The sequence below is a fragment of the Bacillus sp. z60-11 genome (assembly GCF_046464135.1).
GTDB classification, from domain to species: Bacteria; Bacillota; Bacilli; order Bacillales; family Bacillaceae; genus Bacillus; species Bacillus sonorensis_A.
This window is the reverse complement of record NZ_JBIYSN010000004.1, coordinates 1-24,602: the sequence shown is the minus strand read 5'-3', so window position 1 is coordinate 24,602 and position 24,602 is coordinate 1. Positions and strand designations below refer to the sequence as shown.

21 protein-coding genes, 7 tRNA genes and 2 rRNA genes are annotated in these 24,602 nt (G+C 46.0%); 10 read left to right on the top strand and 20 right to left on the bottom strand.

The window, feature by feature from the left end; translation table 11 throughout:
• Nucleotides 1–109: 109 nt before the first annotated feature.
• On the bottom strand, nt 110–811 hold the full coding sequence (locus tag ACINLD_RS12490) for a TioE family transcriptional regulator (RefSeq protein WP_026585622.1): 702 nt from the start codon (nt 809–811) through the stop codon (nt 110–112).
• A 194-nt stretch (nt 812–1,005) separates the two neighbouring features.
• On the opposite strand from ACINLD_RS12490, the gene ACINLD_RS12485 reads away from it, so the two are divergent.
• Complete coding sequence (locus ACINLD_RS12485; RefSeq protein WP_026585621.1) at nt 1,006–1,695, top strand: DUF6273 domain-containing protein; 690 nt, start codon at nt 1,006–1,008, stop codon at nt 1,693–1,695.
• 283 nt (nt 1,696–1,978) lie between these two features.
• Here ACINLD_RS12485 and glmS read toward each other — a convergent pair whose 3' ends face one another.
• From glmS to ACINLD_RS12425, 12 genes are all read right to left on the bottom strand, one after another.
• Nucleotides 1,979–3,781, bottom strand: a complete 1,803-nt coding sequence (gene glmS, locus ACINLD_RS12480; protein ID WP_026585620.1) for a glutamine--fructose-6-phosphate transaminase (isomerizing) — start codon at nt 3,779–3,781, stop codon at nt 1,979–1,981.
• 450 nt (nt 3,782–4,231) lie between these two features.
• Entirely contained in the window at nt 4,232–5,578 is a 1,347-nt protein-coding gene (gene glmM, locus ACINLD_RS12475) for a phosphoglucosamine mutase (RefSeq protein ID WP_077735842.1), read from the bottom strand.
• 20 nt (nt 5,579–5,598) lie between these two features.
• Complete coding sequence (locus ACINLD_RS12470) at nt 5,599–6,915, bottom strand: YbbR-like domain-containing protein (protein ID WP_026585617.1); 1,317 nt, start codon at nt 6,913–6,915, stop codon at nt 5,599–5,601.
• On the bottom strand, nt 6,908–7,729 hold the full coding sequence (cdaA, locus tag ACINLD_RS12465; protein ID WP_026585616.1) for a diadenylate cyclase CdaA: 822 nt from the start codon (nt 7,727–7,729) through the stop codon (nt 6,908–6,910). Before cdaA ends, ACINLD_RS12470 begins: the two co-directional genes overlap by 8 nt.
• A 138-nt stretch (nt 7,730–7,867) precedes the next feature.
• On the bottom strand, nt 7,868–8,506 hold the full coding sequence (rsiW, locus tag ACINLD_RS12460) for an anti-sigma-W factor RsiW (RefSeq protein WP_026585615.1): 639 nt from the start codon (nt 8,504–8,506) through the stop codon (nt 7,868–7,870).
• Between the two features lie 13 nt (nt 8,507–8,519).
• The gene (gene sigW, locus ACINLD_RS12455; RefSeq protein ID WP_026585614.1) at nt 8,520–9,083 is read right to left on the bottom strand and encodes an RNA polymerase sigma factor SigW; all 564 of its coding nucleotides are present in this window, start codon (nt 9,081–9,083) and stop codon (nt 8,520–8,522) included.
• 229 nt (nt 9,084–9,312) lie between these two features.
• Nucleotides 9,313–10,227, bottom strand: a complete 915-nt coding sequence (rocF, locus tag ACINLD_RS12450; protein WP_077735844.1) for an arginase — start codon at nt 10,225–10,227, stop codon at nt 9,313–9,315.
• Nucleotides 10,228–10,353: 126 nt separating this feature from the next.
• Nucleotides 10,354–10,425: transfer RNA gene (locus ACINLD_RS12445), tRNA-Gln, on the bottom strand.
• 4 nt (nt 10,426–10,429) lie between these two features.
• Nucleotides 10,430–10,514 (bottom strand) — tRNA-Tyr (locus ACINLD_RS12440).
• Between the two features lie 9 nt (nt 10,515–10,523).
• A tRNA-Thr gene (locus ACINLD_RS12435) sits at nt 10,524–10,596 on the bottom strand.
• A gap of 52 nt (nt 10,597–10,648) precedes the next feature.
• Nucleotides 10,649–10,724: transfer RNA gene (locus tag ACINLD_RS12430), tRNA-Val, on the bottom strand.
• Nucleotides 10,725–10,805: 81 nt separating this feature from the next.
• A tRNA-Glu gene (locus tag ACINLD_RS12425) sits at nt 10,806–10,880 on the bottom strand.
• A gap of 173 nt (nt 10,881–11,053) precedes the next feature.
• Here ACINLD_RS12425 and ACINLD_RS12420 point away from each other — a divergent pair.
• The 8 genes from ACINLD_RS12420 to ACINLD_RS12385 all read left to right on the top strand — a co-directional run bounded on the left by ACINLD_RS12420 (nt 11,054) and on the right by ACINLD_RS12385 (nt 20,408).
• Complete coding sequence (locus tag ACINLD_RS12420) at nt 11,054–11,506, top strand: DUF523 domain-containing protein (protein ID WP_026585612.1); 453 nt, start codon at nt 11,054–11,056, stop codon at nt 11,504–11,506.
• 174 nt (nt 11,507–11,680) lie between these two features.
• Complete coding sequence (murQ, locus tag ACINLD_RS12415) at nt 11,681–12,598, top strand: N-acetylmuramic acid 6-phosphate etherase (protein ID WP_077735845.1); 918 nt, start codon at nt 11,681–11,683, stop codon at nt 12,596–12,598.
• Between the two features lie 16 nt (nt 12,599–12,614).
• The gene (locus ACINLD_RS12410; protein ID WP_026585610.1) at nt 12,615–13,472 is read left to right on the top strand and encodes a MurR/RpiR family transcriptional regulator; all 858 of its coding nucleotides are present in this window, start codon (nt 12,615–12,617) and stop codon (nt 13,470–13,472) included.
• Between the two features lie 14 nt (nt 13,473–13,486).
• Nucleotides 13,487–14,854, top strand: coding sequence for a PTS transporter subunit EIIC (locus tag ACINLD_RS12405; RefSeq protein ID WP_277692287.1), 1,368 nt, complete (start codon nt 13,487–13,489; stop codon nt 14,852–14,854).
• Between the two features lie 31 nt (nt 14,855–14,885).
• Nucleotides 14,886–16,241: a penicillin binding protein PBP4B gene (pbp4b, locus tag ACINLD_RS12400; protein ID WP_077735846.1), complete on the top strand. Its 1,356-nt coding sequence runs from the start codon at nt 14,886–14,888 to the stop codon at nt 16,239–16,241.
• Nucleotides 16,242–16,256: 15 nt separating this feature from the next.
• Nucleotides 16,257–18,173 (top strand): glycoside hydrolase family 3 protein, encoded by a 1,917-nt coding sequence (locus ACINLD_RS12395; protein WP_077735847.1) that lies wholly within the window; start codon nt 16,257–16,259, stop codon nt 18,171–18,173.
• Between the two features lie 12 nt (nt 18,174–18,185).
• Nucleotides 18,186–19,415 (top strand): DUF1343 domain-containing protein, encoded by a 1,230-nt coding sequence (locus tag ACINLD_RS12390; RefSeq protein ID WP_277692283.1) that lies wholly within the window; start codon nt 18,186–18,188, stop codon nt 19,413–19,415.
• Between the two features lie 123 nt (nt 19,416–19,538).
• Nucleotides 19,539–20,408, top strand: a complete 870-nt coding sequence (locus ACINLD_RS12385; RefSeq protein WP_026585605.1) for a PhzF family phenazine biosynthesis protein — start codon at nt 19,539–19,541, stop codon at nt 20,406–20,408.
• A 49-nt stretch (nt 20,409–20,457) separates the two neighbouring features.
• On the opposite strand, the gene ACINLD_RS12380 is transcribed toward ACINLD_RS12385, so the two are convergent.
• The 3 genes from ACINLD_RS12380 to ACINLD_RS12370 form a co-directional block, all read right to left on the bottom strand.
• Entirely contained in the window at nt 20,458–20,874 is a 417-nt protein-coding gene (locus ACINLD_RS12380) for a DUF5391 family protein (RefSeq protein WP_372708730.1), read from the bottom strand.
• 60 nt (nt 20,875–20,934) lie between these two features.
• Entirely contained in the window at nt 20,935–21,912 is a 978-nt protein-coding gene (locus tag ACINLD_RS12375; protein WP_077735850.1) for a bile acid:sodium symporter family protein, read from the bottom strand.
• Between the two features lie 118 nt (nt 21,913–22,030).
• The gene (locus tag ACINLD_RS12370; protein ID WP_026585602.1) at nt 22,031–22,255 is read right to left on the bottom strand and encodes a hypothetical protein; all 225 of its coding nucleotides are present in this window, start codon (nt 22,253–22,255) and stop codon (nt 22,031–22,033) included.
• A gap of 154 nt (nt 22,256–22,409) precedes the next feature.
• Between ACINLD_RS12370 and ACINLD_RS12365 the strand changes: the two genes are divergently transcribed.
• Nucleotides 22,410–23,585 (top strand): serine hydrolase domain-containing protein, encoded by a 1,176-nt coding sequence (locus ACINLD_RS12365; protein ID WP_077735851.1) that lies wholly within the window; start codon nt 22,410–22,412, stop codon nt 23,583–23,585.
• Between the two features lie 534 nt (nt 23,586–24,119).
• On the opposite strand, the gene ACINLD_RS12360 is transcribed toward ACINLD_RS12365, so the two are convergent.
• The 4 genes from ACINLD_RS12360 to ACINLD_RS12345 form a co-directional block, all read right to left on the bottom strand.
• A tRNA-Thr gene (locus ACINLD_RS12360) sits at nt 24,120–24,192 on the bottom strand.
• A 2-nt stretch (nt 24,193–24,194) separates the two neighbouring features.
• Nucleotides 24,195–24,269 (bottom strand) — tRNA-Asn (locus ACINLD_RS12355).
• A 42-nt stretch (nt 24,270–24,311) separates the two neighbouring features.
• Nucleotides 24,312–24,427 (bottom strand): 5S ribosomal RNA (gene rrf, locus ACINLD_RS12350).
• A 55-nt stretch (nt 24,428–24,482) separates the two neighbouring features.
• Nucleotides 24,483–24,602: ribosomal RNA gene (locus ACINLD_RS12345) — 23S ribosomal RNA — on the bottom strand; the annotation flags it as partial.

The window sequence follows — 24,602 nt, the reverse complement described above, 5'->3', positions numbered from 1 at the left end:
AAAATATGTAAGTATGCACTTTTACTACAGGTACTTACATAGAGGTAAGCATCAAGCGGTTCCAGCTATCGTTTATCTTTTATATCAAGGTGAAATCAGCGCTATTTCGTTACATAAGGTCCAACACATTGCAAAGCTCAATCAGCTGATGCACGCCGCGTAATTGCTCGCGGTTACGCTTATTGATGCTGGAAAGCGCCTTTTCCAAGACTTTTTTCACTTGTTCAAGACTCTGGTTTTCAATAGCCTCCACAAATTCTTCCATGTGTTTGAGAAAATAGACGGTCTTTCTCAGTGTGCTTATGAGGAGGATCTTTCGTATGTGCAGAGGCGTGAACAGCCGATAACCATTCTCCGGATCACGTTTTGGAGTCAATAACCCTTCCTTTTCCCAATGGCGGATCGCTGATGCGTTCACCTTCGTAAAGTCTGCGGCTTCACCAATTGTCATCATTTGTTTTATATTTGTTTCGTCAGTCGGCAACTCCAAGTTCTCTATTAACGCCAAGGTCTGATCTGCAGAGTTTTTTTCTTGTTGCAGGTTGGCTTGTTCTTTGTTGACAAGCCAAAACGCTTTGTCCATCTCAGCGTTTTGTATGGATCGCAGTACTTCACAGGTGACCCCCACCCCAAAGCCGGCAAACATGGTACGCAGACACCGAAAGTAAGCGAAGTGCACCTTAGTATAGAGGCGATAGCCGTTGACATCCCGAGCGGGTTTGGGAACCACTCCCCAGGATTCGTAGTGCCGCAACGCGCTTGTGCTGATGTTGAGTTCTCTGGCAATCTCAATCGGTTTGTAGTAACGCATCTCTTCTTCTTCCTTTCATCATCACAAGTGTAAATTTCACGATACCCCATACACAAACCTTAGAGAAAAACATTAAAGTACATTGAAAAAGTTTTTTATATTGATATGAAGAAAATCAAGGGTATGCTGACTTAACCTTCGCACTTGCATAAATGTTATACAATGAAACTAGATACGAAATGGAGGAGATTTCATTGGAAAGTGATCATATTGCTTCAACACCGCATTGGAATGCAAAGCCCGGCGAAATCATTACTTTTGGCACTTATCCGCAGACTGCTGACGGCACAGACAGATCGCCGATCAAGTGGCGGGTGCTGAAACATTCAGGTAAAGAGCTGTTCATTGTGAGCGAGTACATTTTGGATTGCAAGCGGTATCACGGCAAGTCCGTAAATATGACGTGGCGTGATTGCGTAGATATAACCTGGCGTGACTGTGATTTGCGCAAGTGGCTGAACGATGAATTCTATCACACCGCATTCAATACCGCCGAAAAAGAATTGATAAAAACGACTTATTGCACGGACAACGGAGAGAGCAGCCAGGATACAGAGGACAAGATTTTTTTGCTTAGCGTTAGCGAGATAAAGAATTTATCTGATATACTCGGCAACGATTTTCGGCGCGCCGTTGGAACGGACTTTGCCAAAACGAAAAAACCCGATGGATGCAACTTATATGTGTACGATAAAACGAATAAAAATGACTATATCATCAGAAACGGCGAAGAATTCGGCTGTTCCTGGTGGTGGCTGCGAACTCAAGGAAACAAGCCTTCGCGCGCGTTTTTTATCGGGACAAATTTCAGCATTCGCAGCTATGGAAACAACAGTATAGCTGGTTATGGTGTTCGTCCCGCTTTAAACATCAATCTTCAATGATAAGTTCCACAGGCTTCGTGGGAAGACCCCATTTCGCCGTGATAAACATAACACAGTATAGCTGAGAAATTGGACTTTTTACATCCTGATGAAAGAGTTCTAAGTGAGTTCCTTCAAACGAATCCCTCGTTTCTGTGGATTTACCGACTTCTCAACTCTATTCATTATAGCAGGTTGTCCTTTCCCTTCTTCTCCATCACACGTATTGTCTAGCATGTAGTCTCCAGAAAATAAAAAATATCTACCCATGCTTTCATGGGTAGATATTTTGCGAAGTGAACGCCTATTCCACCGTCACACTCTTCGCCAAGTTTCTTGGCTTATCAACGTCACAGCCGCGGTGCAGTGCTGCGTAGTATGCGATCAGCTGCAGCGGGATGACGGAGACGAGCGGTGCGAGCTCCGGATGCACTTCAGGCAGGACGAAGCGGTCGTCTGCTTCTTCCAGACCTTTCAGGGAGATCACGCAAGGGTTGGCGCCGCGGGCGGTCACTTCTTTGACGTTTCCGCGGATGCTTAAGTTGACGTGTGCCTGTGTCGCAAGAGCGATGACCGGTGTGCCTTCTTCGATCAAAGCGATCGTGCCGTGCTTCAGTTCGCCGCCGGCGAAGCCTTCAGCTTGAATGTAGGAAATCTCTTTCAGCTTCAGGGAGCCTTCAAGGCAGACGAAGTAGTCGAGTCCCCGGCCGATAAAGAAGGCATTGCGAGTAACGGTCAAGTATTCACGCGCGATCATTTCCATTTCATCCTTTTGGTCGCAAAGGGCTTCCATCGCGTTTCCGATGATGCCGAGCTCTTTAACAAGGTCAAAGCCGAGTTCATTGCCGCGGCTTTCCGCAGTGACGGCCGCCAGGATGGCCAAAACGGCGATTTGCGCTGTGTACGCCTTCGTTGATGCAACCGCGATTTCCGGTCCGGCATTCAGCAGAAGCGTGTAGTCCGCTTCACGGGAAAGCGTTGATCCCGGTACATTTGTCAGCGTCAGCGCTTTGTGGCCGAGCTCTTTTACCTGTACGAGAACGGCGCGGCTGTCAGCCGTTTCTCCGCTTTGAGAGATAAAGATAAACAGCGGGTTCTCAGAAAGCAATGGCATGTTGTAAGAGAATTCGCTTGCGACATGAACTTCAGTCGGAACTTTTGCCCATGTTTCAATGAATTGCTTACCGACAAGACCGGCATGGTAGCTCGTTCCGCAGGCGATAATATAAACGCGGTCAGCGTCAGCCACGGCTGCGGCGATATCTCCCGGAATGGAGAGCTTGCCGTTTTCATCCTGGTATGTTTGAATGATTTTCCGCATGACGAGCGGCTGTTCATCGATTTCTTTTAACATGTAGTGAGGGTATGTGCCCTTCTCGATATCGCTGGCATCAAGCTCTGCAATATAAGAGGCACGGGACATGATTTCACCGTCAAGGTTTTTAATCATGACCTTTTTGTCAGTGACAATCACCATTTCTTTATCCATAAGCTCCACATATTCATTTGTCACTTGAAGCATTGCCATCGCATCAGACGCGACAACATTGAAATTGTCTCCAAGGCCGACAAGAAGCGGGCTTTTATTTTTCGCAACATAGATGGTTTCTTTGTTTTCATGATCGAATAATGCAATCGCATAAGAGCCTTTGAGCAGCATGAGCGTTTGGCGGAACGCTTCTTCAGTGTCAAGACCTTTGTTGACGAATTGTTCGATCACTTGCACAACAACCTCTGTATCCGTATCACTTTTAAGGGTTACACCTTGCAGATATTCGCGTGTCAGCTGAACATAGTTCTCGATGACACCGTTATGCACAAGTGTAAAACGGCCTGATGCGCTTTGATGCGGGTGAGCGTTTAAGCGGCTTGGCTCTCCGTGGGTTGCCCAGCGTGTATGTCCGATTCCCGCCTGGGATACCACGTTTTCATCAACGGCTGCGCGCAGATCGGCAATGCGGCCTTTCTCTTTGAATACGTGCACGCCGTCTTCGTTCGCTACAGCGATTCCGGCTGAATCGTAGCCGCGATACTCCAATTTTTCCAAGCCTTTTAATAAAATTTCCTTTGCATCAAGCTGGCCAATATAACCTACAATACCACACATATGTTTCTTCCTCCTAAAGTCGCAGGCAGGAGACGAAGAAAGTCTGCTTTTAAGGCGGGGACATTTCTCCGTCCCCTCCTACATGTTTTTATTTGTTGGAAGATCATGCGATTTCCCTTTGTTCAAAGAGTCGCCTCTTTGGTTTGAGGAAATCCTTGCGGCTGTGATCTTTGAGGTCAGCCGGGAGGCATCCGCCGAATACTTCGATAACCTCCATCCTCGTCAACTAAGCTTTGTCATCCGTACGCTTAGTCCGGGCGCTATAACTATCAAAAATTCTCTCTACCCTGCCTTTCCTTTTAAATAAAACAAGACAAGCTGATTTTACTACACGCATAATTGAACCGTCAAACAATTTTTAAAATGGTTCACATTTTTTTCAAGATTGCACCGGTTCCCTTTATCGTATGCCGAATCAGCTTGTCTTGTTCATTCGTCTTTTGCGGAAAATTACTCCGCTCCCATTTCCGCCTTCACGACATCGACAATGCGGCCTACATATTGCTCGCAAAGCTCCTTCGTTCTGGCTTCGGCCATCACGCGGACAAGCGGCTCCGTTCCTGACGGACGCACGAGGATGCGGCCGTCGCCGTTCATTTCCTGCTCCACCTGTTCGATGACGGCTTTAACTTTTTCGTTCTCTGTCACTTTATATTTATCCGTCACTTTGACATTGATCAAAAGCTGCGGAAACTTCTGCATTTCCGCCGCAAGCTCTGATAACGGCTTGCCCGTCATCTTGATCGTGTTCATCAGCATGATCGCTGAGAGCAAACCGTCTCCAGTTGTGTTGTAATCAAGGAAAATCAGATGTCCGGACTGTTCACCGCCGAGCGTAAACCCGTCTTTTTTCATCGCTTCCACTACATAGCGGTCGCCGACAGCGGTTTGAACGCTTTTAATGCCTTCCGCTTCAAGCGCCTTGTAAAAGCCGAGGTTGCTCATAACGGTTGAAACCACGGTATTGTCTGCTAAACGGCCTTCATTCTTCAAATACTTCGCACATATGTACATGATTTGATCGCCGTCGACAATATGTCCTTTTTCATCCACAGCGATCAAACGGTCGCCGTCTCCGTCAAACGCCATGCCGACGTCCGCTCCCTTTTCTTTCACAAATGCCGCCAGAGCTTCTGGGTGTGTCGATCCTACCCCGTCATTGATATTTAATCCGTTCGGAGACGTCCCCATCGTTGAGACATCTGCGTCAAGATCGGCAAATAAATGGGTTGCAAGCGACGATGTCGCCCCGTGTGCGCAGTCGAGCGCGATATGAATGCCTGTAAAGTCCTCATCGGCAGTCTGCTTAAGAAATTGCAGATATTTCTGTCCGCCTTCAAAATAGTCGTTAACCATTCCGAGATCAGCGCCGACCGGTCTTGGGAGAGTATCTTCCGGCTGATCCATCAGACGCTCGATTTCAAGCTCCTGTTCATCGGACAGCTTGAAGCCGTCGCCGCCGAAAAACTTGATACCGTTGTCTTGGACAGGGTTGTGGGAAGCCGAGATCATCACTCCCGCTTCAGCATCCATGGCTTTTGTCAAATATGCGACACCGGGCGTCGAAATGACGCCAAGGCGCATGACCTCCGCTCCTATCGAGAGGAGACCGGCGACAAGGGCCCCTTCCAGCATATGTCCGGAAATACGTGTGTCACGGCCGATCAGCACTTTGGGACGTTCTTTATCTTTTGTTAGGACATATCCGCCAAAACGTCCGACTTTAAAGGCCAGCTCGGGTGTAAGTTCACTGTTTGCCACACCTCTCACACCGTCTGTTCCAAAATACTTGCCCATTAATATCGCTCCTTTTTGATTCATGAAGGTTGTGAATCTGTTTCAGAATGATCCTGTTCTTTTTCATCCTGACCTTTGTCATTTTCTTTTTGAGATGTTTTAGAAGAAATTCTCACTTTAATGCTCTTCTGCGGCAGCGACCACGCTACATTCTGCGGTCCGTTCACTTCAAGCTTGACATCGTGCTCACCGTCATCGAGATCAGCCACATTGATATACAGCTCTATGTCTGACGGCTGCAGATTTTCAATCGAGGCCTCAGACCCCTTTGCCGTAATATCAAGCTTACCCGTCTTTGGGTCGAGAAACTCGAGGTTGCGGCTGTCATTCAGCCCAACGGCCTTGATTGAAACGTTTTTCAGTTCTTTGTCCTCTTCCTTGTCTACTTTCACTTTAATCTTGACTTTTTCGGGCGACACTTTTTTAGCGCCGTCAGGCACCGGAACATCAGCTTCCAATTCAGTGTCATCTTTAATTTTACTTAAATCAAGCTCAGGGCCGTCGACAAATTCTAACGAATCGAGAACATTTTCCGGTCCGTAGACCGTTACTTCACCAGGGCTTGTATCCACACTGGATATGCTGATGCCGTCCGGAAGGCTCCCTTTCCGATCAAGTTTGATCGGGACCTTTTTGCTGGGGCTTGTAACCGGAACGGTGATGTTGACGACGGAAGGATCAACCTCCACCGGAAGAACATTGCCGTCCCGGTCATAGACCGTCAGCTTGGCCTCCCTTTCAACCGATTGATCGATGCCTTCCAAATTAATCGTCGCTTTTATGCTTGCTATTCTGTCGATCACGGCTTTGGAGCCTGTGACACTGACGTTTTTCGGATTGACAATCGGCTGTTCCGGCGTGTAGCCGTCTTTCATTTTGTTTTTATTGTAAAAGTCGACTTCAACCGGAAACTCTTTCGACGTTTTTTCTTCGATCGTCACAGTCGTTACCGATGGATTGATGGAGATGCTTAGCCCGTCGGCAACGTTTCTGGCTTTCAGTTCGACTTTGTGTCTTCCTGTCTTCAAGTCCTGCATGTCTGCGTAGACCTCAAAATCCTTAACCTGTCTTACTTTCTTTACAGTTCCAGTCGGCCCTTTGATCGTGACATTCACGGTTTGCGGTACGCCTGTAACAACGTAGTTTTCATCATCATAATACGCCTTTACAGGTATATCGGTGAGCGTTGCTTCATCTGTCGTCGTTGTCGGGAAAAACGATTCACCTGGTTTCTTCGGGGTCGGAGCTTGCGCACTGTGGACCGCAAAGTAAAGCAGGAACGCGAACAATAACGCGACAACCTTGACGGCCCAAGGATTGTTTAAAAACTTATCCATTTTTCTTCGCCCTCCAATACCAGCGATTTGAGGAAGCTTCCCGCGAATTTTTCTTGAACTCCGCCTCAAGCATGTTCGTCAAAGCTTCTTCCGATAAATCACGATGAAGGTCCCCGTTTCTGGCAACGCTGATTCCGCCGGTTTCTTCGGATACGATGATCGTCAAGCTGTCGGTCACTTCACTGATCCCTACCGCCGCCCTGTGCCTCGTGCCGAGCTCTTTAGAAATAAAAGGGCTTTCCGACAGCGGAAGGTAGCAGGCGGCTGCGGCCACCTCGTCATTTTTCATAATCACAGCGCCGTCGTGAAGCGGTGTATTCGGAATAAAGATGTTGATCAATAGTTCAGAGCTGACCTTTGCATTCAAAGGAATCCCCGTTTCTATGTAATCGCCCATTCCGGTTTCCCGTTCAATGGTTAACAGAGCACCGATGCGCCGTTTCGCCATATATTTGATCGCCTTTGTAATCGCATCGATCGTTTTCTGCTGCTGCTCTTCTTCAGGGGTTCCGCTCCGGGAAAAAAACCGTCCCCGTCCAAGCTGTTCCAGCGCTCTCCTTAATTCAGGCTGGAATATGATGATAATTGCCAAAAACCCCCATGTTATCGCCTGGTCAACCAACCACTGCAGGGTGCTTAAGCCTAAATATTGACTGGCCAGCCGGACGAGAACAATGACTACGATTCCCTTCAAAAGCTGAACCGCCTTCGTCCCGCGGATGACCATCATTAATTTATATATTACGTACCAAACAAGGAGAATATCAACGGCATCGCCGAGGTACTGCAAGAAAGGGATATCCTCAAAAGCCATTTCCTCGTCCTCCAAGAATTCAGTCATTAGTAAAGTTAATATGTTACAAAATCGTATGATATTTATACAGAGGCTATTATAGCACAATTTGATTTTCCAAGTGAAATGACTGCCTTCCCTAAAAAAAGAGCAAAGCCCCTAATGTCCGCTTTGCTCTTGATCTTTCGAGTGACCCCCGCCGAAAACCGCTTTTCCTGTTGACTTGATTTTGTACCAGATCCAGTCAAACACCTTATTGACTTCGTGGATCTGACCGGTGACTTGTCCGGCTGAAGCCGTATATTTTTCTCCGTTTACAATGGTTACGTCGCCATCTATTTTACCTTTTATAATCAGCTTGCCGTTTTTCACGGTTACATCGCCTTTGACAACTTCGCCCTCAGGTACGATGACCGTGTTGTTTTTCACGACGAGATTAGGCTGGCTGGACACACTGAAGTCGTGGTCATTTTGCCAGCTCGAAAAAAAGCTGCCGCCCATTAAAATCACAAATAAAGCTGCCGCCACAATAAACGGGTGGGCTTTCAGCCATCTGTTAATGGACACCGTCCGCTTTTCCTTCGGCAGATTTGCCAGCACATTAGCTGTAAAGTTTGCCGGAGCTGTAAGATGCGACGTGCTTTGCACTAGAGCGATAGACTTCTCCATTTCACGAAGGTGTTTTTTGCACCTTTCACATGATTGCAGATGCTCTTTTAGTCGCGTTTCATCTTCGGGTAGAATGTCTCCGTCAAGATATTTATGCATAAGCTGAACAATGTGCTCCGGACAGCTCATTTCATCACCCCACTTAAAGATCCCTTAATTGTTTTCTGAGAGCCTCTCTGCCCCTGTGTATTCTCGTTTTTACAGTTCCCACGGGAATATTTAAAATTTCACTGATCTCAATGAGTGAGAGCTCATCAATGTACTTTAATACGATGACCGTCCTGTATTTATCGGGAAGCCTTAAGATTTTTTCCTGAATGGTGCTGTGCAGCTCCAAAGAAATCACTTCATCCTCTGGAAGCGCAGCATCCGCCGCAACTTGGGAATACATCGTCAGTCCTTCTGTCCCTGCCACCTCTGCATCCAAATAATAGTCCGGCTTTTTTTTGCGAATGCGGTCGATGGTTAAATTGGTTGCGATTCGATAAAGCCACGTGGAAAACTTCCGGTTGATATCAAAACTGTCGATATTCACGTATGCTCTAATAAATGCTTCCTGCGCAATATCTTCCGCTTCATGCGCATTGCCGAGCATACGGTAGCAAAGCTGATAAATTTTGTCTTTATAGATATCCACGATGTCTGCAAATGCGTTACGGTCGCCTTTTTTCACCTGTTTGATTCTCTTTTTTATCATTGTTTCCATATTTATCTAACCTCTGCCTTCACCGGTCTTTATGTATACGAATTGATTTTTAAAAGGTTTCATGAAATGCATAAAAATATTTTATCAAATAAATGACAGGGTGTAGACGGTTTCCGCTGGATCGAGCGCTTAATATTAGCTTAAAATTATTATACGTAGTAAATAGATTGAATCCGAGACATATGCCGATTATAACAGCGGCCTCCGTAAGCCGCTGCCAATGTAATGTTTATAGTAACTTTTCGCCAAACAATGATCCCATTAAAGCAACTGCCGCTTCCGCGGTTTTGTTTTTCTCATCAAGGATCGGATTGACTTCAACAAACTCAGCCGATGTAATCAAATTGGATTCCTCAAGCATTTCCATCGCCAAATGACTTTCACGATAGCTGATCCCTCCTGCCACAGGAGTCCCGACGCCAGGTGCATCATGCGGATCAAGACCATCTAAATCAAGCGACAAATGAACGCCGTCCGTCCGGTCACGCAGATAATCAATCGTTTCCTCCATCACCTTCGTCATACCGAGGCGATCAATTTCATGCATCGTATACACTTTGATTTCTTTTTCACGGATCAATTTCTTTTCCCCATCATCAAGAGATCTCGCTCCAATGATGACGATGTTTTCCGCTTTGATTTTGGCACCTTTTCCACAGAGACCGGTCAGCTCCTTATGGCCGATCCCCAGGCTGATGGCCAGCGGCATTCCGTGAATATTGCCTGAAGGAGACGTTTCCCTTGTATTTAAGTCTGCATGCGCATCATACCAAATGACACCCAGATTTCGATAATGTTTCGCAAGCCCGGCAAGCGTGCCGATCGCAATGCTGTGGTCTCCGCCAAGCACGAGAGGAAATGAATCTTTTGCAACGATCTCGTCAACGGTGTTAGCAAGTTTCAAACTCGCTTTTGTAATCGCTTTCAAATTTCGTAATTCCTCCGCGGCTTCTTCTCCGCCTTCCTTCTCATCCTCTCTCTGCCCGATTGTCAAATCTCCCAAATCTTCAATCTCGCGGAAAAGGCATTCCAAACGTTCATTTACCCCCGCACAGCGGATCGCGCTCGGTCCCATATCGACTCCCCGCCTCAGCTGTCCGAGATCCATCGGCACACCAACCATTGAAATCCGTTGTTTTAACATGTGTGTATCCCCCTTTCAGACCTTCATTGTACCGTCCAATACAAAATTGACTCAACACGACATGTTTTTGAATAGTTATACAAAAAGGCAAAATAAAAAGGACATCCGACACAGGATGTCCAAAAACTGGGCTAGCTGGATTCGAACCAGCGCATGACGGAGTCAAAGTCCGTTGCCTTACCGCTTGGCTATAGCCCAAAAATGGTGGAGGGGGACGGATTCGAACCGCCGAACCCTGAGGGAGCGGATTTACAGTCCGCCGCGTTTAGCCACTTCGCTACCCCTCCAAAAAACAGTGCCGGCCAGAGGACTTGAACCCCCAACCTACTGATTACAAGTCAGTTGCTCTACCAATTGAGCTAGACCGGCATATTTTATCTTATGTTTTAACTCGTGCGGATGTGAAAACCGCTCCGAAAAATGGTGGAGGATGACGGGATCGAACCGCCGACCCTCTGCTTGTAAGGCAGATGCTCTCCCAGCTGAGCTAATCCTCCGAAGTACAGGACGTACAAGTGCATGCGTTGTAACAGGACGTTGCGCCTTTAGCAAGCCTTCCTCTTCTGTCCAAAAAAGAATGGTGACCCGTACGGGATTCGAACCCGTGTTACCGCCGTGAAAGGGCGGTGTCTTAACCACTTGACCAACGGGCCAAAATCGTTTGTCCAGACAGCTCTCGTAAAGCTGACAAAAGTTATTATATACAGGATCATCCCCATTTGTAAAGGGGTAATTTAAAATTTTTATTTTCCAACTTTTCAGCTGAAAAAGACGGGAGATGATATAAAATATGAATATCTGATTTAGAGGAGAGGGGAACGTCTGAATGATATTGGTCAGCTCGTGTTTGGCAGGTGTTGAATGCCGTTATAACGGGACGCACAGCTATGTCGAAAAGATCAACAAACTCGTTCAAGAAAAGAAAGCAGCGGTTGTTTGTCCAGAAGTCCTCGGCGGTTTTGCCACTCCAAGGGAACCCGCCGAAATATCCGGCGGGACGGGAGAAGATGTTTTAAATGGAAATGCGGCCATCATCACAAGGTCAGGCGAGGACGTAACAGACCTTTATATAAAAGGCGCTTACAAAACGCTGGAAATCGCCAGGGACATCCAGGCTGACACCGTTGTATTAAAAGAAAACAGTCCGTCCTGCGGAAGCAGCCACATATACGATGGAAGCTTTTCCAGCCAAAAAGTAGCCGGAAACGGAATCACAGCAGCCCTTCTGAAAAGAGAAGGTTTCAGGGTGGTTTCCGAACATCAGCTTGATGAGCTGTAAATGCCCGTCAGAGCGCAGTCTGCAACTGCGCTCTATTTTATTCGCTCTTCAACTGATTCAGAACCATTATAAAACTAAATTTCATTATTTTTCTTTTCATGTTGAAATAAAATTCCAGAGTTAATATACTGAAAATTAAGAAATCATTCGCATTTGTGTCAGGAGGATTTGTTGATGGAAAACAGCAATTTAAGCTCCTTAACGACCGAGCGCCGAAATGAAAAGACGAAGCATATTCATCGAGCTGAGACAATCGATATACTCAAAATCATGAATGAAGAGGACAAAACAGTGGCTGAAGCGGTCGAAGCCGTGCTGCCCGACATCAAAACAGCCGTCGACTATGTGGTCGATTCGCTGAAAAAAGGAGGACGGCTCATTTACATTGGCGCTGGAACAAGCGGACGGCTCGGTGTCCTCGATGCTGCTGAATGTCCGCCGACATTCAGCATCCCTCCAGATACTGTAAAAGGAGTGATCGCCGGAGGGGAAAAAGCAATGTTCGAAGCTGTCGAAGGCGCCGAAGACCGTGAGACGTTTGGAGTGCGTGATCTGAAATCGATCCGCCTTTCTAAGAACGACACGGTCATCGGAATTGCCGCCAGCGGCCGTACCCCATATGTTCACGGCGGACTGAAATATGCCGGACAAATCGGCGCAAAAACTGTATCCCTCACTTGCAACAAAGGCTCTGCCATCAGCCAATCAGCCGACCATGCGATCGAAGTGGTCGTCGGACCGGAAGTCGTTGCCGGATCAACCAGAATGAAAGCGGCAACTGCTCATAAAATGATCTTAAATATGATCTCGACGACAGCCATGATCCAAATGGGAAAAGTCTACGAGAATCTGATGGTCGATGTCAGTGTCAGCAATGCCAAACTGAAACAGCGCGCAATCCGAATCATCCAAACTGTCACAGGGGCCGATCAAAAAACAGCGGAAACAGCATTGGCTGCTGCCGAAAATCAAGTCAAAACCGCAATCGTCATGCTCAAAACAAATGCCGATCTAACCACGGCGCAAAAACTGCTGAAAGAATCAGATGGCAGCATTGAAAAAGCATTAACCATTCATGGAGAACACTCTTAAAGGAAAGGAAGAAATGATGGCTACAGGAGGATTGGAAATCATTCGAACCATGCTTCACAAGCTGCCGCAGTCCGAACGGAAGCTAGCTGAGTACATTTTAGAAAATCCGCATGACATCGTAAACAGCACCATCCACGAAGTCAGCGCTTCGGCAAAGACAAGCGGCGCGGCTGCGATCCGGCTGTGCAAATCACTCGGACTGAAAGGATTCCAGGACTTAAAAATGCGCGTCGCCGGAGACCTGATGAAACCGACTGATCAGGGATACCGGGATATTGAACCGCAAGAACAGCTTTACTCAATCGTGCAAAAAACGGCCAACAATTCGATTCAGGCGATTCGCGATACATGTGAAAACATAGATCACGAACAGCTGCAAAAAGCCATTCAATTACTGATCGGTGCAAATACGATTCACTTTTGCGGAATCGGCGCCTCCGGCATCGTCGCACAAGACGCCCAGCAAAAATTTTTAAGAATTAATAAAAGAGCAACCGCCTTTACAGACATGCACCTTGTCGCAACATTAATCGCCAATGCGGATGAACATGATATCGTATTTGCCATCTCCCACTCCGGTGAAACGCAGGAAGTCGCTAATGTATTACAGCTTGCCAAAAGATACGGCATCAAATCGATTGGATTAACCCGCTTCGGCCAGTCTGCCGTTTCTTCATTAAGCGATATCATACTGTATACATCATGTTCAAATGAAGCGCCGTTTCGAAGCGCCGCAACCTCCTCTCGTTTAACTCAGCTTTATATGATCGATGTGTTGTTTTTAGGAATGGCCGCTGAGCGATACGAAGAAATCATTCAATATATTGATCAAACAAAAGCGGCCATCAGCTTGCTAGGCAAAATGGATGACTAAAGGGGGAACCTGTGATGAGCGGAAACAAAACATACGCCATCCTGGCAAAGCAGATTTTAGAACAAATCGGCGGTGCAGAAAACGTCGCCGGCTTCACCCATTGTATGACTCGTCTGCGGATCACACCCGTCAGCCGTCAAAAGGCAAATATCGAATCGATCAAAGCGCTTGAAGGCGTCATCGGTGTTGTCGAAGAAGAAACGCTGCAAATCATTCTTGGCACTGGCGTTGTTCAGCGTGTTTCAGATGAATTTGGCAAGCTGCTGGTTTCATCTGAACAAGATGATTTAAAAGAGGCGGCGGCCAAACATAAAGCGGCCCGCTCAAAGAAAAACGCAACACCCTTTAAACTGTTTCTGCGGCGAATCGCAAGCATTTTTATTCCGCTGATCCCCGCGCTTGTTGCCTCCGGCTTAATTACCGGAATTACAAAAGCCGTTGTCCAAGCCGGCTGGCTTGCCGAAACGTCTCAGCCCGCAATCATTTTAACAGTCATCGGCTCAGGTTTGTTTGCTTATTTGGGCATCCTCGTCGGGGTAAATACAGCGAAAGAATTCGGCGGTTCCCCGGCGCTCGGCGGTCTCGCAGGGATATTGATCATGAACCCTGCCGCAGGCGACATTAAACTGTTCGGTGAAGCCCTGCTCCCTGGAAGGGGCGGTTTGATCGGCGTTTTGTTCGCTGCCGCTTTTATCGCTTTTATCGAAAAACGAGTCAGGCGCCGCACCCCTCATTCACTTGATATCATTGTGACACCTACAGTCTCCCTTCTTCTCACAGGAATCGTCACCTACGTCATCTTCATGCCTGTCGGCGGCTTTATATCAGACGCAATTACTTCAGGACTTTTAGCCATATTAAATATTGGCGGCATTGCAGCGGGATTCATATTGGGCGCCACATTTCTCCCGCTCGTTGTCACCGGGCTGCATCAGGGACTGACACCCGTTCATATGGAATTGATCAATTCCATCGGAGACGATCCCCTGCTGCCGATTTTGGCCATGGGAGGCGCGGGTCAGGTAGGGGCCGCTTTTGCCATCTACTTTAAAACGAAAAAAGCCAGGTTAAAAAGAGCGATTGGCGGCGGTCTCCCGTCAGGTTTGCTCGGCATCGGAGAACCGCTGATATTCGGTGTGACCCTTCCGCTTGGACGGCCGTTTTTGACCGCTTGCCTTGGGGCGGGAATCGGCGGAGCATTTCAAGCCTATTTCAAAATCGCGACCGTATCAATCGGCGTCTCAGGACTCCCTCTTTCGTTCCTTGTTCATACACATCAAATCTTGCTGTACGTGGTCGGTTTATTGATTTCGTATGCCGCCGGATTTCTTTTCACATATGCTTTTGGCTTCAACGACGAAATGGCCGTTGAATTTGATTAAACGTTTGTTTAAACAAAAAAGGAGTGTCGGCATGAGAAAATGGATCACCGGAAGCATCGCAGCCTTCTTATCTCTTTCATTGATTCTGCCTTCCTCAGTTTCCGCTGAGACGACAATAGCTAAGGACAGGCAGCAGCAGACATACCCCACCTTAAAGAAAGCAAAGCAGCCTGAAGAAGCCGGCTTTTCTTCAGAAAAACTAAAACAGGTCGACGATTTAATCGAGCAGGATATCAGCAAAGGTTTCCCCGGCGCTGCGCTTATCATCATCAAAGACGGAAAGATCGTAAAAAAAGAAGCATACGGTTACAAGCAAAAATACAACGGACTCAATCCGCTCAAACATCCGAGAAAGATGAAAACAAATACGATGTTCGACCTGGCTTCCAACACAAAAATGTATGCCGTCAACTTCGCTTTACAGCATTTGGCTAGCAGCGGAAAGCTTGATCTAAATGCGAAAATCTCGCGCTATATCCCCGAATTTAAAGACCGGCCCGAAGACATCATCAAAGGAAAGAATCGAATTCGGGTGATAGACCTGCTTCATCATACGGCAGGATTCCCGGCAAGCTGGAACTACTACGATCCAAAAACGGCTGGCAGGCTTTATTCCCAAACGCGGGAGAAAACGCTGTCCTTTCTTTCAAAAACCCCCTTGGCATATGAACCAGGCACAAAGCAGCTTTACAGCGACGTCGATTATATGCTGCTCGGACTCGTCATCGAGAAAATCACAGGCCAGCCTTTAGATCATTATACGGAAAATCGACTTTACCGTCCTCTCGGTTTGCGGCATACCATGTTCAATCCTCTAAAAAAGGGATTTAAGCCTGCCCAATTCGCCGCCACAGAGTTAATGGGAAATACGAGAGACGGAACGGTATGGTTTCCCAATATTCGAACATATACATTACAAGGGGAGGTTCACGACGAAAAAGCGTTTTACTCGATGGAGGGCATTTCTGGGCATGCCGGTCTATTTTCAACAGTAGATGACATGGCGGTGCTTCTCCAAGTCATGCTGAACGGAGGAGGATACGGCGAGGAGCGGCTATTCAGCAAAAGGATTATTGCGCAGTTTACGAAACCGTCAAAAACAGATGCAACATATGGTCTAGGGTGGCGTCTCAACGGCAATACCGATATGGAATGGATGTTTGGAAAGCATGCCTCAAGCAGGGCATATGGACATACCGGCTGGACGGGGACTGTCACCATCATTGATCCAGCATATCAATTGGGGATTGTCTTATTGACCAACAAAAAACATTCACCTGTCATCGATCCTGCGAAAAACCCGAATCAGTTCGAGGGTGATTTATTTTCAACGGGAAAGTACGGCAGTGTGATCACTGCTGTTTATGAAGCGCTGAACAATCAATAGGAGGCGATTCTCCGAATGAAAACATTTTTTCGATGCACACTGGTCATTGTATTGCTGTCATCCCTTGCATTGCAGCCTGGCACTTCCGGTGCGGAAGCAAAACAATCGCAACAGAGCATTCAACAAATGGTGAGCGCAATGACACTGGAAGAGAAAATCGGGCAGATGCTGATGCCTGATTTCAGGAACTGGAAGAAAAAAGACGATTCCAGCGCAACAGGGTTTACGAGAATGAATGAGGAAGTAGCCGGAATCATTCAAAGGTATCACCTCGGCGGCGTGATTCTGTTCGCAGAGAATGTGACAGGCACTGAGCAGACAGTCCGATTAACCGACGGTCTGCAAAAAGCGAGCCCGGATATTCCGCTTTTGATTGCAATTGACCAGGAAGGGGGAATTGTCACAAGGCTGGAATCAGGCACGAACTTGCCCGGAAATATGGCGATCGGCGCTTCAAAAAGCAGGAAAAACGCTTACCGGTCAGGACAAATCATCGGAAAAGAATTAAAAGCATTGGGCATTAACGTCAACTTCAGCCCTGTCTTGGATGTGAACAACAATCCCGACAACCCGGTGATCGGCGTCCGCTCCTACAGCTCCAAACCGGAACTGGCCGCCCGGCTCGGCATCCAGACAATGAAAGGTCTTCAAGGCGAGCAAATCGCAGCCACCGCGAAACATTTTCCCGGCCACGGCGATACAGCGGTTGACAGCCATTACGGCCTGCCGCTTGTTCCACACGATGAAAAACGGCTCAGAAGCGTCGAACTCGTCCCATTTCAACAAGCGATCAATGCCGGAATGGACATGATCATGACGGCGCACGTCCAGTTCCCCGCATTTGACGATACAACCTATAAAAGCAAAAAAGACGGAAAAGACATCATGGTTCCGGCAACACTCTCCAAAAAAGTCATGACAGATCTTTTACGTAAAGATCTCGGTTTTGACGGCGTTGTCGTGACTGATGCCTTGAACATGAAAGCCATCTCCGACAATTTCGGTCAGGAGGAAGCCGTCGTCATGGCCGTCAAAGCAGGGGTCGACATCGCACTGATGCCGGCACAGGTCACATCCCTGGAGACGGAAAAAAACCTTGCCGCTGTATTTGATGCCCTTCTCAAAGCTGTCAGACAAGGAGAGATTCCGGTTGAACAAATCAATCACTCGGTGGAAAGAATCCTTTCCCTCAAATTGAAAAGGGGCATCCTTGACAGCGCGTCATCCGAATCGCTTCAGAAAAAAATCAAACACGCTTTAAAAACGGTCGGCAATCCAAAACACGCGAAAGCGGAAATGAAAATGGCTAGAGAAGGCGTCACCGTATTAAAAAACAACAGCCGCATCCTTCCGTTTAAGCCAAAAAAAGGGGACACCATTCTCATTCTCGCTCCTTATGAAGACCAAACAAAAGCGATCTCGAAAACAATCAAAAGCATCAAGAAAAAGGTTGTATTAAACGAATATTCCTTTGCAGAGAAAACCTTTAATGAAGATGTCCAAAAACAAATCGACCAGGCTGATTATGTCATTACAGGCTCATACGTCGTCAAAAACGACCCTGTTGTCAACGACGGAATCATCGACGATACCATTGAAGACTCAAGTAAATGGGCGACTGTCTTTCCGCGCGCAGCCATGAAATACGCCCAATCCAAACAGAAAAAATTTGTCATCATGAGCCTTCGCAATCCCTATGACACGGCAAATTTTGAAGAAGCCCAGGCGGTGATTGCGGTGTATGGATTTAAAGGCTATTCAAACGGGCGGTTCAGGCAGCCGAACATCCCGGCGGGTGTTGAAGTCATCTTCGGAAAAGCAAAACCTAAAGGAACATTGCCGGTCGACATCCCTTCCGTTACAAAGCCAGGGGAGATTTTGTACGAATATGGATTTGGATTAAATCTCAAAAACGGTAAACCGCTTCGATAAGGAGGGGATTGAATGAAAAAACAAGCGTTTTGGCTGATCACTGGATTGGTTGTCTTAAGCACACTGACGGCGGCGGCTGCCTATCCGGAAAAAGAAAAGAAAGCGAAAGTTTCACCAGGCATCGAAGTGCTCATAGAAAAGAAACGTTTTTTAAAAGGAAAGAAAGTGGGGCTCATCACAAATCCTACCGGTGTAAATGCTGAGTTGACGAGCAGCATCGATTTGCTTTACCAAGACCGAGATATTGAGCTGACAGCGCTTTTCGGCCCGGAACACGGCGTCAGGGGAGACGCGCAAGCCGGCGACGAAGTTGAATCATATATTGACGAAAAAACCGGTCTGCCCGTCTACAGTCTTTACGGTGATACGAAAAAACCCACACCGGAAATGCTGAAAAATGTTGATGTTCTTCTTTTTGATATTCAAGACGTCGGAACACGCTTTTACACCTATATCTACACCATGGCATACGCAATGGAAGCAGCCAAAGAAAACGACATTCCGTTTATCGTACTGGACCGGCCAAATCCGCAAAGCGGCACAAAAGTGGAAGGCCCGGTTCTCGACCCTGATTATTCATCATTTATCGGAAGATATCCGATCCCTTTAATACACGGCATGACAGCTGGAGAACTGGCAAAGCTTTTCAACCGGGAGTTTGACATCGGAGCTGATTTAACCGTCATCAAAATGAAGGGCTGGAAACGGAAGATGTTTTTTGAGGATACAGGGCTTCCTTTCGTCCTTCCTTCTCCAAATATGCCGACGGCTGACACAAGCATCGTTTATCCCGGCACAGGCTTAATCGAAGGCACCAACGTTTCCGAAGGAAGAGGAACAACCAAGCCTTTTGAGCTCATAGGCGCACCTTACATGAAAAGTACAGAGCTGGCAGACAAACTAAACAGCCTGAAGCTGCCCGGCGTTGTATTCAGAGCAGCATCCTTTACACCGACGTTTTCAAAGCATCAAAACAAACTGTGTCACGGTGTTGAGCTTTACGTGAAAAACCGCACCGCCTTTCAGCCTGTCAAAACCGGCATCGCGATCATAAAAACGATTCATGATCTTTATCCAAACGACTTTGAATTCCTCCCCAACAGCCATTTCAACCGCCTCATTGGCAACGGATGGGTCAAAACAATGATTGAACAAGGTGCTTCATTAGACGACACCGTTGCAAAATATGAAGCGGAGCAGAAACGGTTTATGAATGTCAGAAACAAGTATTTGCTTTATTAGGAAGAGCGGCAGGCGCTCTTCTTTATTTTTTAGGCTTAGACTGTTCAATAGCCCCCATCTCGTGTAAGATATGTAAAACTGCTTGAGGCAGGAAGTGGCATTTTAAGGGGGAGAGATTTCAACATGGAATTTTATCTTGTAGATGTGTTTGCAGAGGCAAAATACACAGGAAACCAGCTCGCTGTTTTTAAAGTCGAAAAGGACCTATCGAGTGACGAGATGCAAAAAATCGCGAGGGAAATCAATTTTTCCGAAACAACATTTATTTTTGGAAAACAGAGAAACGGCGGGTATGACGTCCGAATTTTCACCCCGGAAAAAGAAATTCCGTTTGCGGGCCATCCGACATTGGGCACAGCATTTATCATTCAAAATGAAATCGAAACTGGACTTTCTTCAAAGATCATTTTGAATGTAGAAGTTGGCGCCATTCCAGTGACGTTTGACAAAAGTGAAGATCAGGTCATTTGGATGAAACAAAACCCTCCTGTGTTTAACAAAACCTTTGACAAAGAAATGATGGCAGGCGTACTGGGAATCGATATATGCGATATAGACGCGAATTTCCCGATACAGGAGGTTTCCACAGGTCTTCCCGCGGTTATTGTTCCATTAAATTCGCTGAATGCAGTTAAAAAATGCAAAGTCAACAGAGAACGGTATGAAGCTTTTATAAAAGAAACAGAAGCCAGTCTGCTCGTTTTTTCTACGGAAACATATCATGAACAAAACGACATCAATGCCCGGGTATTTTGCGACTGTTTCAGCGTTCCGGAAGATCCTGCAACAGGAAGCGCAATCGGGGATCTCGCAGGATATTTACTGCATAACAGTTACTTAAGTAAAAATCATCTCAGCATAAGGGCTGAACAAGGGTTTGAAATAAACCGACCTTCCCTGCTTTATATTGAAGCGCAAACAACGGAAAACAGCATAGAGATCCATGTCGGCGGAAACGTTCACCTGATCGCAAAAGGAACTTGGAGAACTTGAAGATAGCGCGGGGTCTTTTTATTCGTCTTAAGCCTGTAAAGAGGCAAAATCAGAAAGAAGTATTCACTGACGGCCGGCGAAAAGCGACGAATAACCAAATAACATTCACGAAGGCTAACACAATGCAGATACCGATGATTCCTAATAATGAAGGCGTCGTTCCACTAAAGGCTCCAAATATCAAAATAATTGGAATCATCGCAATAACGGCCAATAGTCCGATTCCGCAAAGAACGGCCATCACAAACTTCATTGCATTAATTCCAATCATATATACAATAAGAGGCAGCATATAAAATAGCAAAACGGTTGCCATTGCCGCCCACATACCTAATGAACCAAACTGATTAACGTTAGGTCCTGAATCCGCAAGCGGGGAAAGTGAAGCAGAGACTAACAAAGAACAAAATAGGACTGCAGAGATTAAAGTCATGATCATCACACTTACTTTATTCGTTTTAATCATTTTTCTCTCCTTAACGAACTTCAATTTAAACTTGCAGGCGGAAACATTGAGTCTGACCTTCTATGAAGGCAGACTCGTTTTTTTATCGACATGACACGATTTCTTCAACTCGCTTCTTGCCAGCATTTGGCCAAACAACGCCGCCAATATTTGTTGAAACAGCATGCCGATCACGACCGGCACGGCCACTTTCGCCGGAAAAAAACTGGTGGCCAAGACGGCGCCTGCGCTGATATTACGCATGCCGCCAGTAAAAATTAAAGCAGTGATTTCCTCCTGCGGCCGTTTCAACAGCCTGCCTAATAGCCACGCTGTTACATAGCCTGTGAAGGCCACTAAAAATACCGTCACCGCTATTGTTAAAAACCGAAGGTCAACAGATTTCAGGTAAGGAGCGACAACTGAGCTGTTAATAGCAACGACGAGGGCCAAGCCGATTTTAGAAAACGGAGCACAATTGGCGCTTAATCGCGCTGTTTTTTCCGGATCTGAAAACTGATTGACGAGCATGCCCAACAAGGAAGGGATGACAACCATTCCGAACAAGCCCTTCATCATCCCCGCCACATCCATTTCCACATGAGCACCTGCAAGCACTGAAAGGCTGAACGGCACAATAAAAGGAGAGAGGATTGTATCAATTAAAATAATCGACAGGGTCAAGCCGACATTCCCTTTATGCATGGCCGCCCAAATCATGCTTGTTATACCGGTTGGTATCACAACGCCAAGAACGAGCCCCGTAATCGTTAATGAATCCCCATGAAACACAAGGTGACCCGTAGCCAATGCCAACAGCGGCATAAATATATGCAAAACAAACAGAGCCAGCAGCATTGGCAGGGGATGAATCACCGCTGCCTTTAGAGACTGAAAGTTGGCTGCCAAACTTCCGGCAAACGTCATAAAAGCAAAAATCCACGGTACAAAATCCGCAAACCCATTTAAATAGGCTGACAGCAGCACCCCGCTGACAACGCTGACAGGCGTCAGTAAAGGCATTATTTTTCCAAGTGTTTGATTGATGGTCTGAAGCATAGGTGTAAAACGCCCGCTCTCTTTAAAACATATTTACATTAATTATAACAAAAGATGGAATATTAAAACAGGAAGGGATTGAATAAGCGGAAGACTGTGTACAGAGGAGAACACGTATCTATGCATAATAAGCCGGATTTGTTCTTTTTTTATGCGGAAGCACAGCCAAAATGGCCTCGCTTTTAAACATTCTGATCTGGCGCTTTTGGAAACAGAATGCCTTCACATAACCATTTTTGATTTGTTTAACGAGAATCGTCCTTTTTGTGAATTCGCTTTTCTTCATATAAATGATATCGACCGGAAAACAGTCTTCCATGGCCCGCTGCAGCATGTTTTGCATCTTCTCACTCCTTTCATATATTATTTTATACGAACACTCGTTCTGTTTCAAGAGTAAATTTTGGCACACATGAAAATTTTAGCAGTAAATAAGAAACTTTTTAAGGAGATCATGCGTCAGTAAATACGTCACATCTTTTAGAAGGAGTACCGCCATGTCAAGAACGTACCGAACACGAATAAAAAAAAGAAAAAGGCATAACAGAAATCGGAGACTGCTCATTTTCGCCTCTCTCCTTATTTGCGGATTAATTTATATCGCTTTTCCAAAAGCCCCAAATGATCAACAGGAACATCATGTGCAGGCAACTGAAAAACAAACAAAACCAGAGAAGAAAAAGAGCACGTCTCATAAGAAAAAAGAAGAAAAACAAAGTCATATCATAACAAAAAATGATAATGCACAATTGGACGACTATTTAAAAAGCATTGAATTCAGCGGTACAGCACTGATTGTAGACAAAGGAGAAGTTGTTACAAGCAAGGGCTATTCGTATGCAAACCGGAAACAACAGGTGCCGAATACGCCGGATACCGTCTTTTATATCGGTTCTTCTCAAAAAGCGATTATTGGAACTGCCATTCTTCAGCTTGAAGAAAAAGGACTGCTGTCAGTAAACGACCCGGTTTCGTTATACCTTCCGGATTTTCCAAATGGCACAAACATCACCCTCTATCATTTTCTGACACACACATCAGGCATTCGCGGGCATAAAGAAGGCACTGGCTATATTTCACCAGACGACCTTATACAAGACATTGAGGATCGCGGGGTTAAATCAGGGCCCGGACAATGGAATTACAAAGACTCCAACTATTCTGTTCTGGCTTACATTGTTTCAAAGGTAAGCGGCGAACCTTTAGATCAATATGTCGAAGAACATATTTTTAAACCTGCCGGCATGAAGCATGCAGGGTTTTATAAAACCTTTTCCGATCAGTCTTACCAGTCAACAGGTTATAAGCTCAATGCACTTAAAAAGCTGTATACGCCTGATATGCCTGATTTATCACAGCTTTACGGAGCAGGGGATATATACATGACCGCTTATGACATGTACTTGTTTGATAAGGCGCTTTACGACAGAAAAATTATTAGCGATAAAAGTTTCACAAAAATGTTTACGCCAAACAAAGCCACATACGGGATGGGCTTTTATATTTCTCCGGGAAGCTATTCAAGCCACGGCGTGATGCCCGGGTATAATATTTTAAACAGCTTCAGCCTGACAGGGGACAGATACGTGATACTCTTTTCCAATATCCAAAATAATATTAAATCATTTGGGACCGTCAACAATCGCATCTTCTCTATTTTAAACGGATCTTAAATTGAAAGGGATTTATTCGCTTTCGTCGAAGAAGTAATAAGACTAAAAAGACATGAGGGTTGTTTAGAATGTCAGCTTTAACGATTAGCAAATTACTGCTTGTCATCACAGTTTTAGGCTTATTTGTTTGGACTTTTAGAGGCCAAAAGCATTTCGATCAGGAAATATTCAAATACGGCAGGTACATGATCTATCTCTTGGTTTTAGAAATAGCGGCAATCGTATTATTTGGCTCCGGATAACAAAAGCAGGCATCGTGCCTGCTTTTGTCTTTTCTCTAACGAGGGTTCAGAATATATTCCCACTACAAATAACACATAAGGAAAACTTCCCGATAACCTAATTATTGCTGGCAAAACAAAAACACGGCCTCTAGCTTTTAACAAGAGACCGTGATTTGAGGATTCTTCCCTATTGTGATCACTTATTTAAACGTTTGTTTAAACCTTACGTTAAAGCGACCGCTGTATAATTCATCATCAAAACAAAAAAAGCTTTCTCATTCTTGAGAAACCAGATCGTCAGTTTTTATTAAGCTTCCAAGCGGGCTCGAACCGCTGACCTCTTCCTTACCATGGAAGTGCTCTACCTGCTGAGCTATGGAAGCATTGGCTCCGCAGGTAGGATTCGAACCTACGACCGATCGGTTAACAGCCGATTGCTCTACCACTGAGCTACTGCGGAATAAATTAAGCTTCATTTCATGCAAGGTAAAATATATAAATGGCTTGGCGGCGTCCTACTCTCACAGGGGGAAGCCCCCAACTACCATCGGCGCTGAAGAGCTTAACTTCCGTGTTCGGCATGGGAACGGGTGTGACCTCTTCGCTATCGCCACCAAACCTTATTTGAGAGGTGTTCTCTCAAAACTAGATAACGGTGTCGTAAGACATTCATTTGGTTAAGCCCTCGATCGATTAGTATCTGTCAGCTCCATGTGTCACCACACTTCCACCTCAGACCTATCAACCTGATCATCTTTCAGGGATCTTACTTCCTTAACGGAATGGGAAATCT

Coding starts and splice junctions, on each gene's coding strand:
- rsiW (WP_026585615.1), bottom strand. CDS start 8,506: ATGAGCTGTCCGGAGCACATTGTTCAGCTTATGCATAAATATCTTGAC.
- glmM (WP_077735842.1), bottom strand. CDS start 5,578: ATGGGCAAGTATTTTGGAACAGACGGTGTGAGAGGTGTGGCAAACAGT.
- rocF (WP_077735844.1), bottom strand. CDS start 10,227: ATGTTAAAACAACGGATTTCAATGGTTGGTGTGCCGATGGATCTCGGA.
- cdaA (WP_026585616.1), bottom strand. CDS start 7,729: ATGGCTTTTGAGGATATCCCTTTCTTGCAGTACCTCGGCGATGCCGTT.
- ACINLD_RS12405 (WP_277692287.1), top strand. CDS start 13,487: ATGAGCGGAAACAAAACATACGCCATCCTGGCAAAGCAGATTTTAGAA.
- ACINLD_RS12365 (WP_077735851.1), top strand. CDS start 22,410: ATGTCAAGAACGTACCGAACACGAATAAAAAAAAGAAAAAGGCATAAC.
- ACINLD_RS12470 (WP_026585617.1), bottom strand. CDS start 6,915: ATGGATAAGTTTTTAAACAATCCTTGGGCCGTCAAGGTTGTCGCGTTA.
- ACINLD_RS12375 (WP_077735850.1), bottom strand. CDS start 21,912: ATGCTTCAGACCATCAATCAAACACTTGGAAAAATAATGCCTTTACTG.
- ACINLD_RS12395 (WP_077735847.1), top strand. CDS start 16,257: ATGAAAACATTTTTTCGATGCACACTGGTCATTGTATTGCTGTCATCC.
- murQ (WP_077735845.1), top strand. CDS start 11,681: ATGGAAAACAGCAATTTAAGCTCCTTAACGACCGAGCGCCGAAATGAA.
- ACINLD_RS12390 (WP_277692283.1), top strand. CDS start 18,186: ATGAAAAAACAAGCGTTTTGGCTGATCACTGGATTGGTTGTCTTAAGC.
- pbp4b (WP_077735846.1), top strand. CDS start 14,886: ATGAGAAAATGGATCACCGGAAGCATCGCAGCCTTCTTATCTCTTTCA.
- ACINLD_RS12370 (WP_026585602.1), bottom strand. CDS start 22,255: ATGCAAAACATGCTGCAGCGGGCCATGGAAGACTGTTTTCCGGTCGAT.
- ACINLD_RS12410 (WP_026585610.1), top strand. CDS start 12,615: ATGGCTACAGGAGGATTGGAAATCATTCGAACCATGCTTCACAAGCTG.
- ACINLD_RS12420 (WP_026585612.1), top strand. CDS start 11,054: ATGATATTGGTCAGCTCGTGTTTGGCAGGTGTTGAATGCCGTTATAAC.
- glmS (WP_026585620.1), bottom strand. CDS start 3,781: ATGTGTGGTATTGTAGGTTATATTGGCCAGCTTGATGCAAAGGAAATT.
- ACINLD_RS12385 (WP_026585605.1), top strand. CDS start 19,539: ATGGAATTTTATCTTGTAGATGTGTTTGCAGAGGCAAAATACACAGGA.
- ACINLD_RS12380 (WP_372708730.1), bottom strand. CDS start 20,874: ATGATTAAAACGAATAAAGTAAGTGTGATGATCATGACTTTAATCTCT.
- ACINLD_RS12490 (WP_026585622.1), bottom strand. CDS start 811: ATGCGTTACTACAAACCGATTGAGATTGCCAGAGAACTCAACATCAGC.
- sigW (WP_026585614.1), bottom strand. CDS start 9,083: ATGGAAACAATGATAAAAAAGAGAATCAAACAGGTGAAAAAAGGCGAC.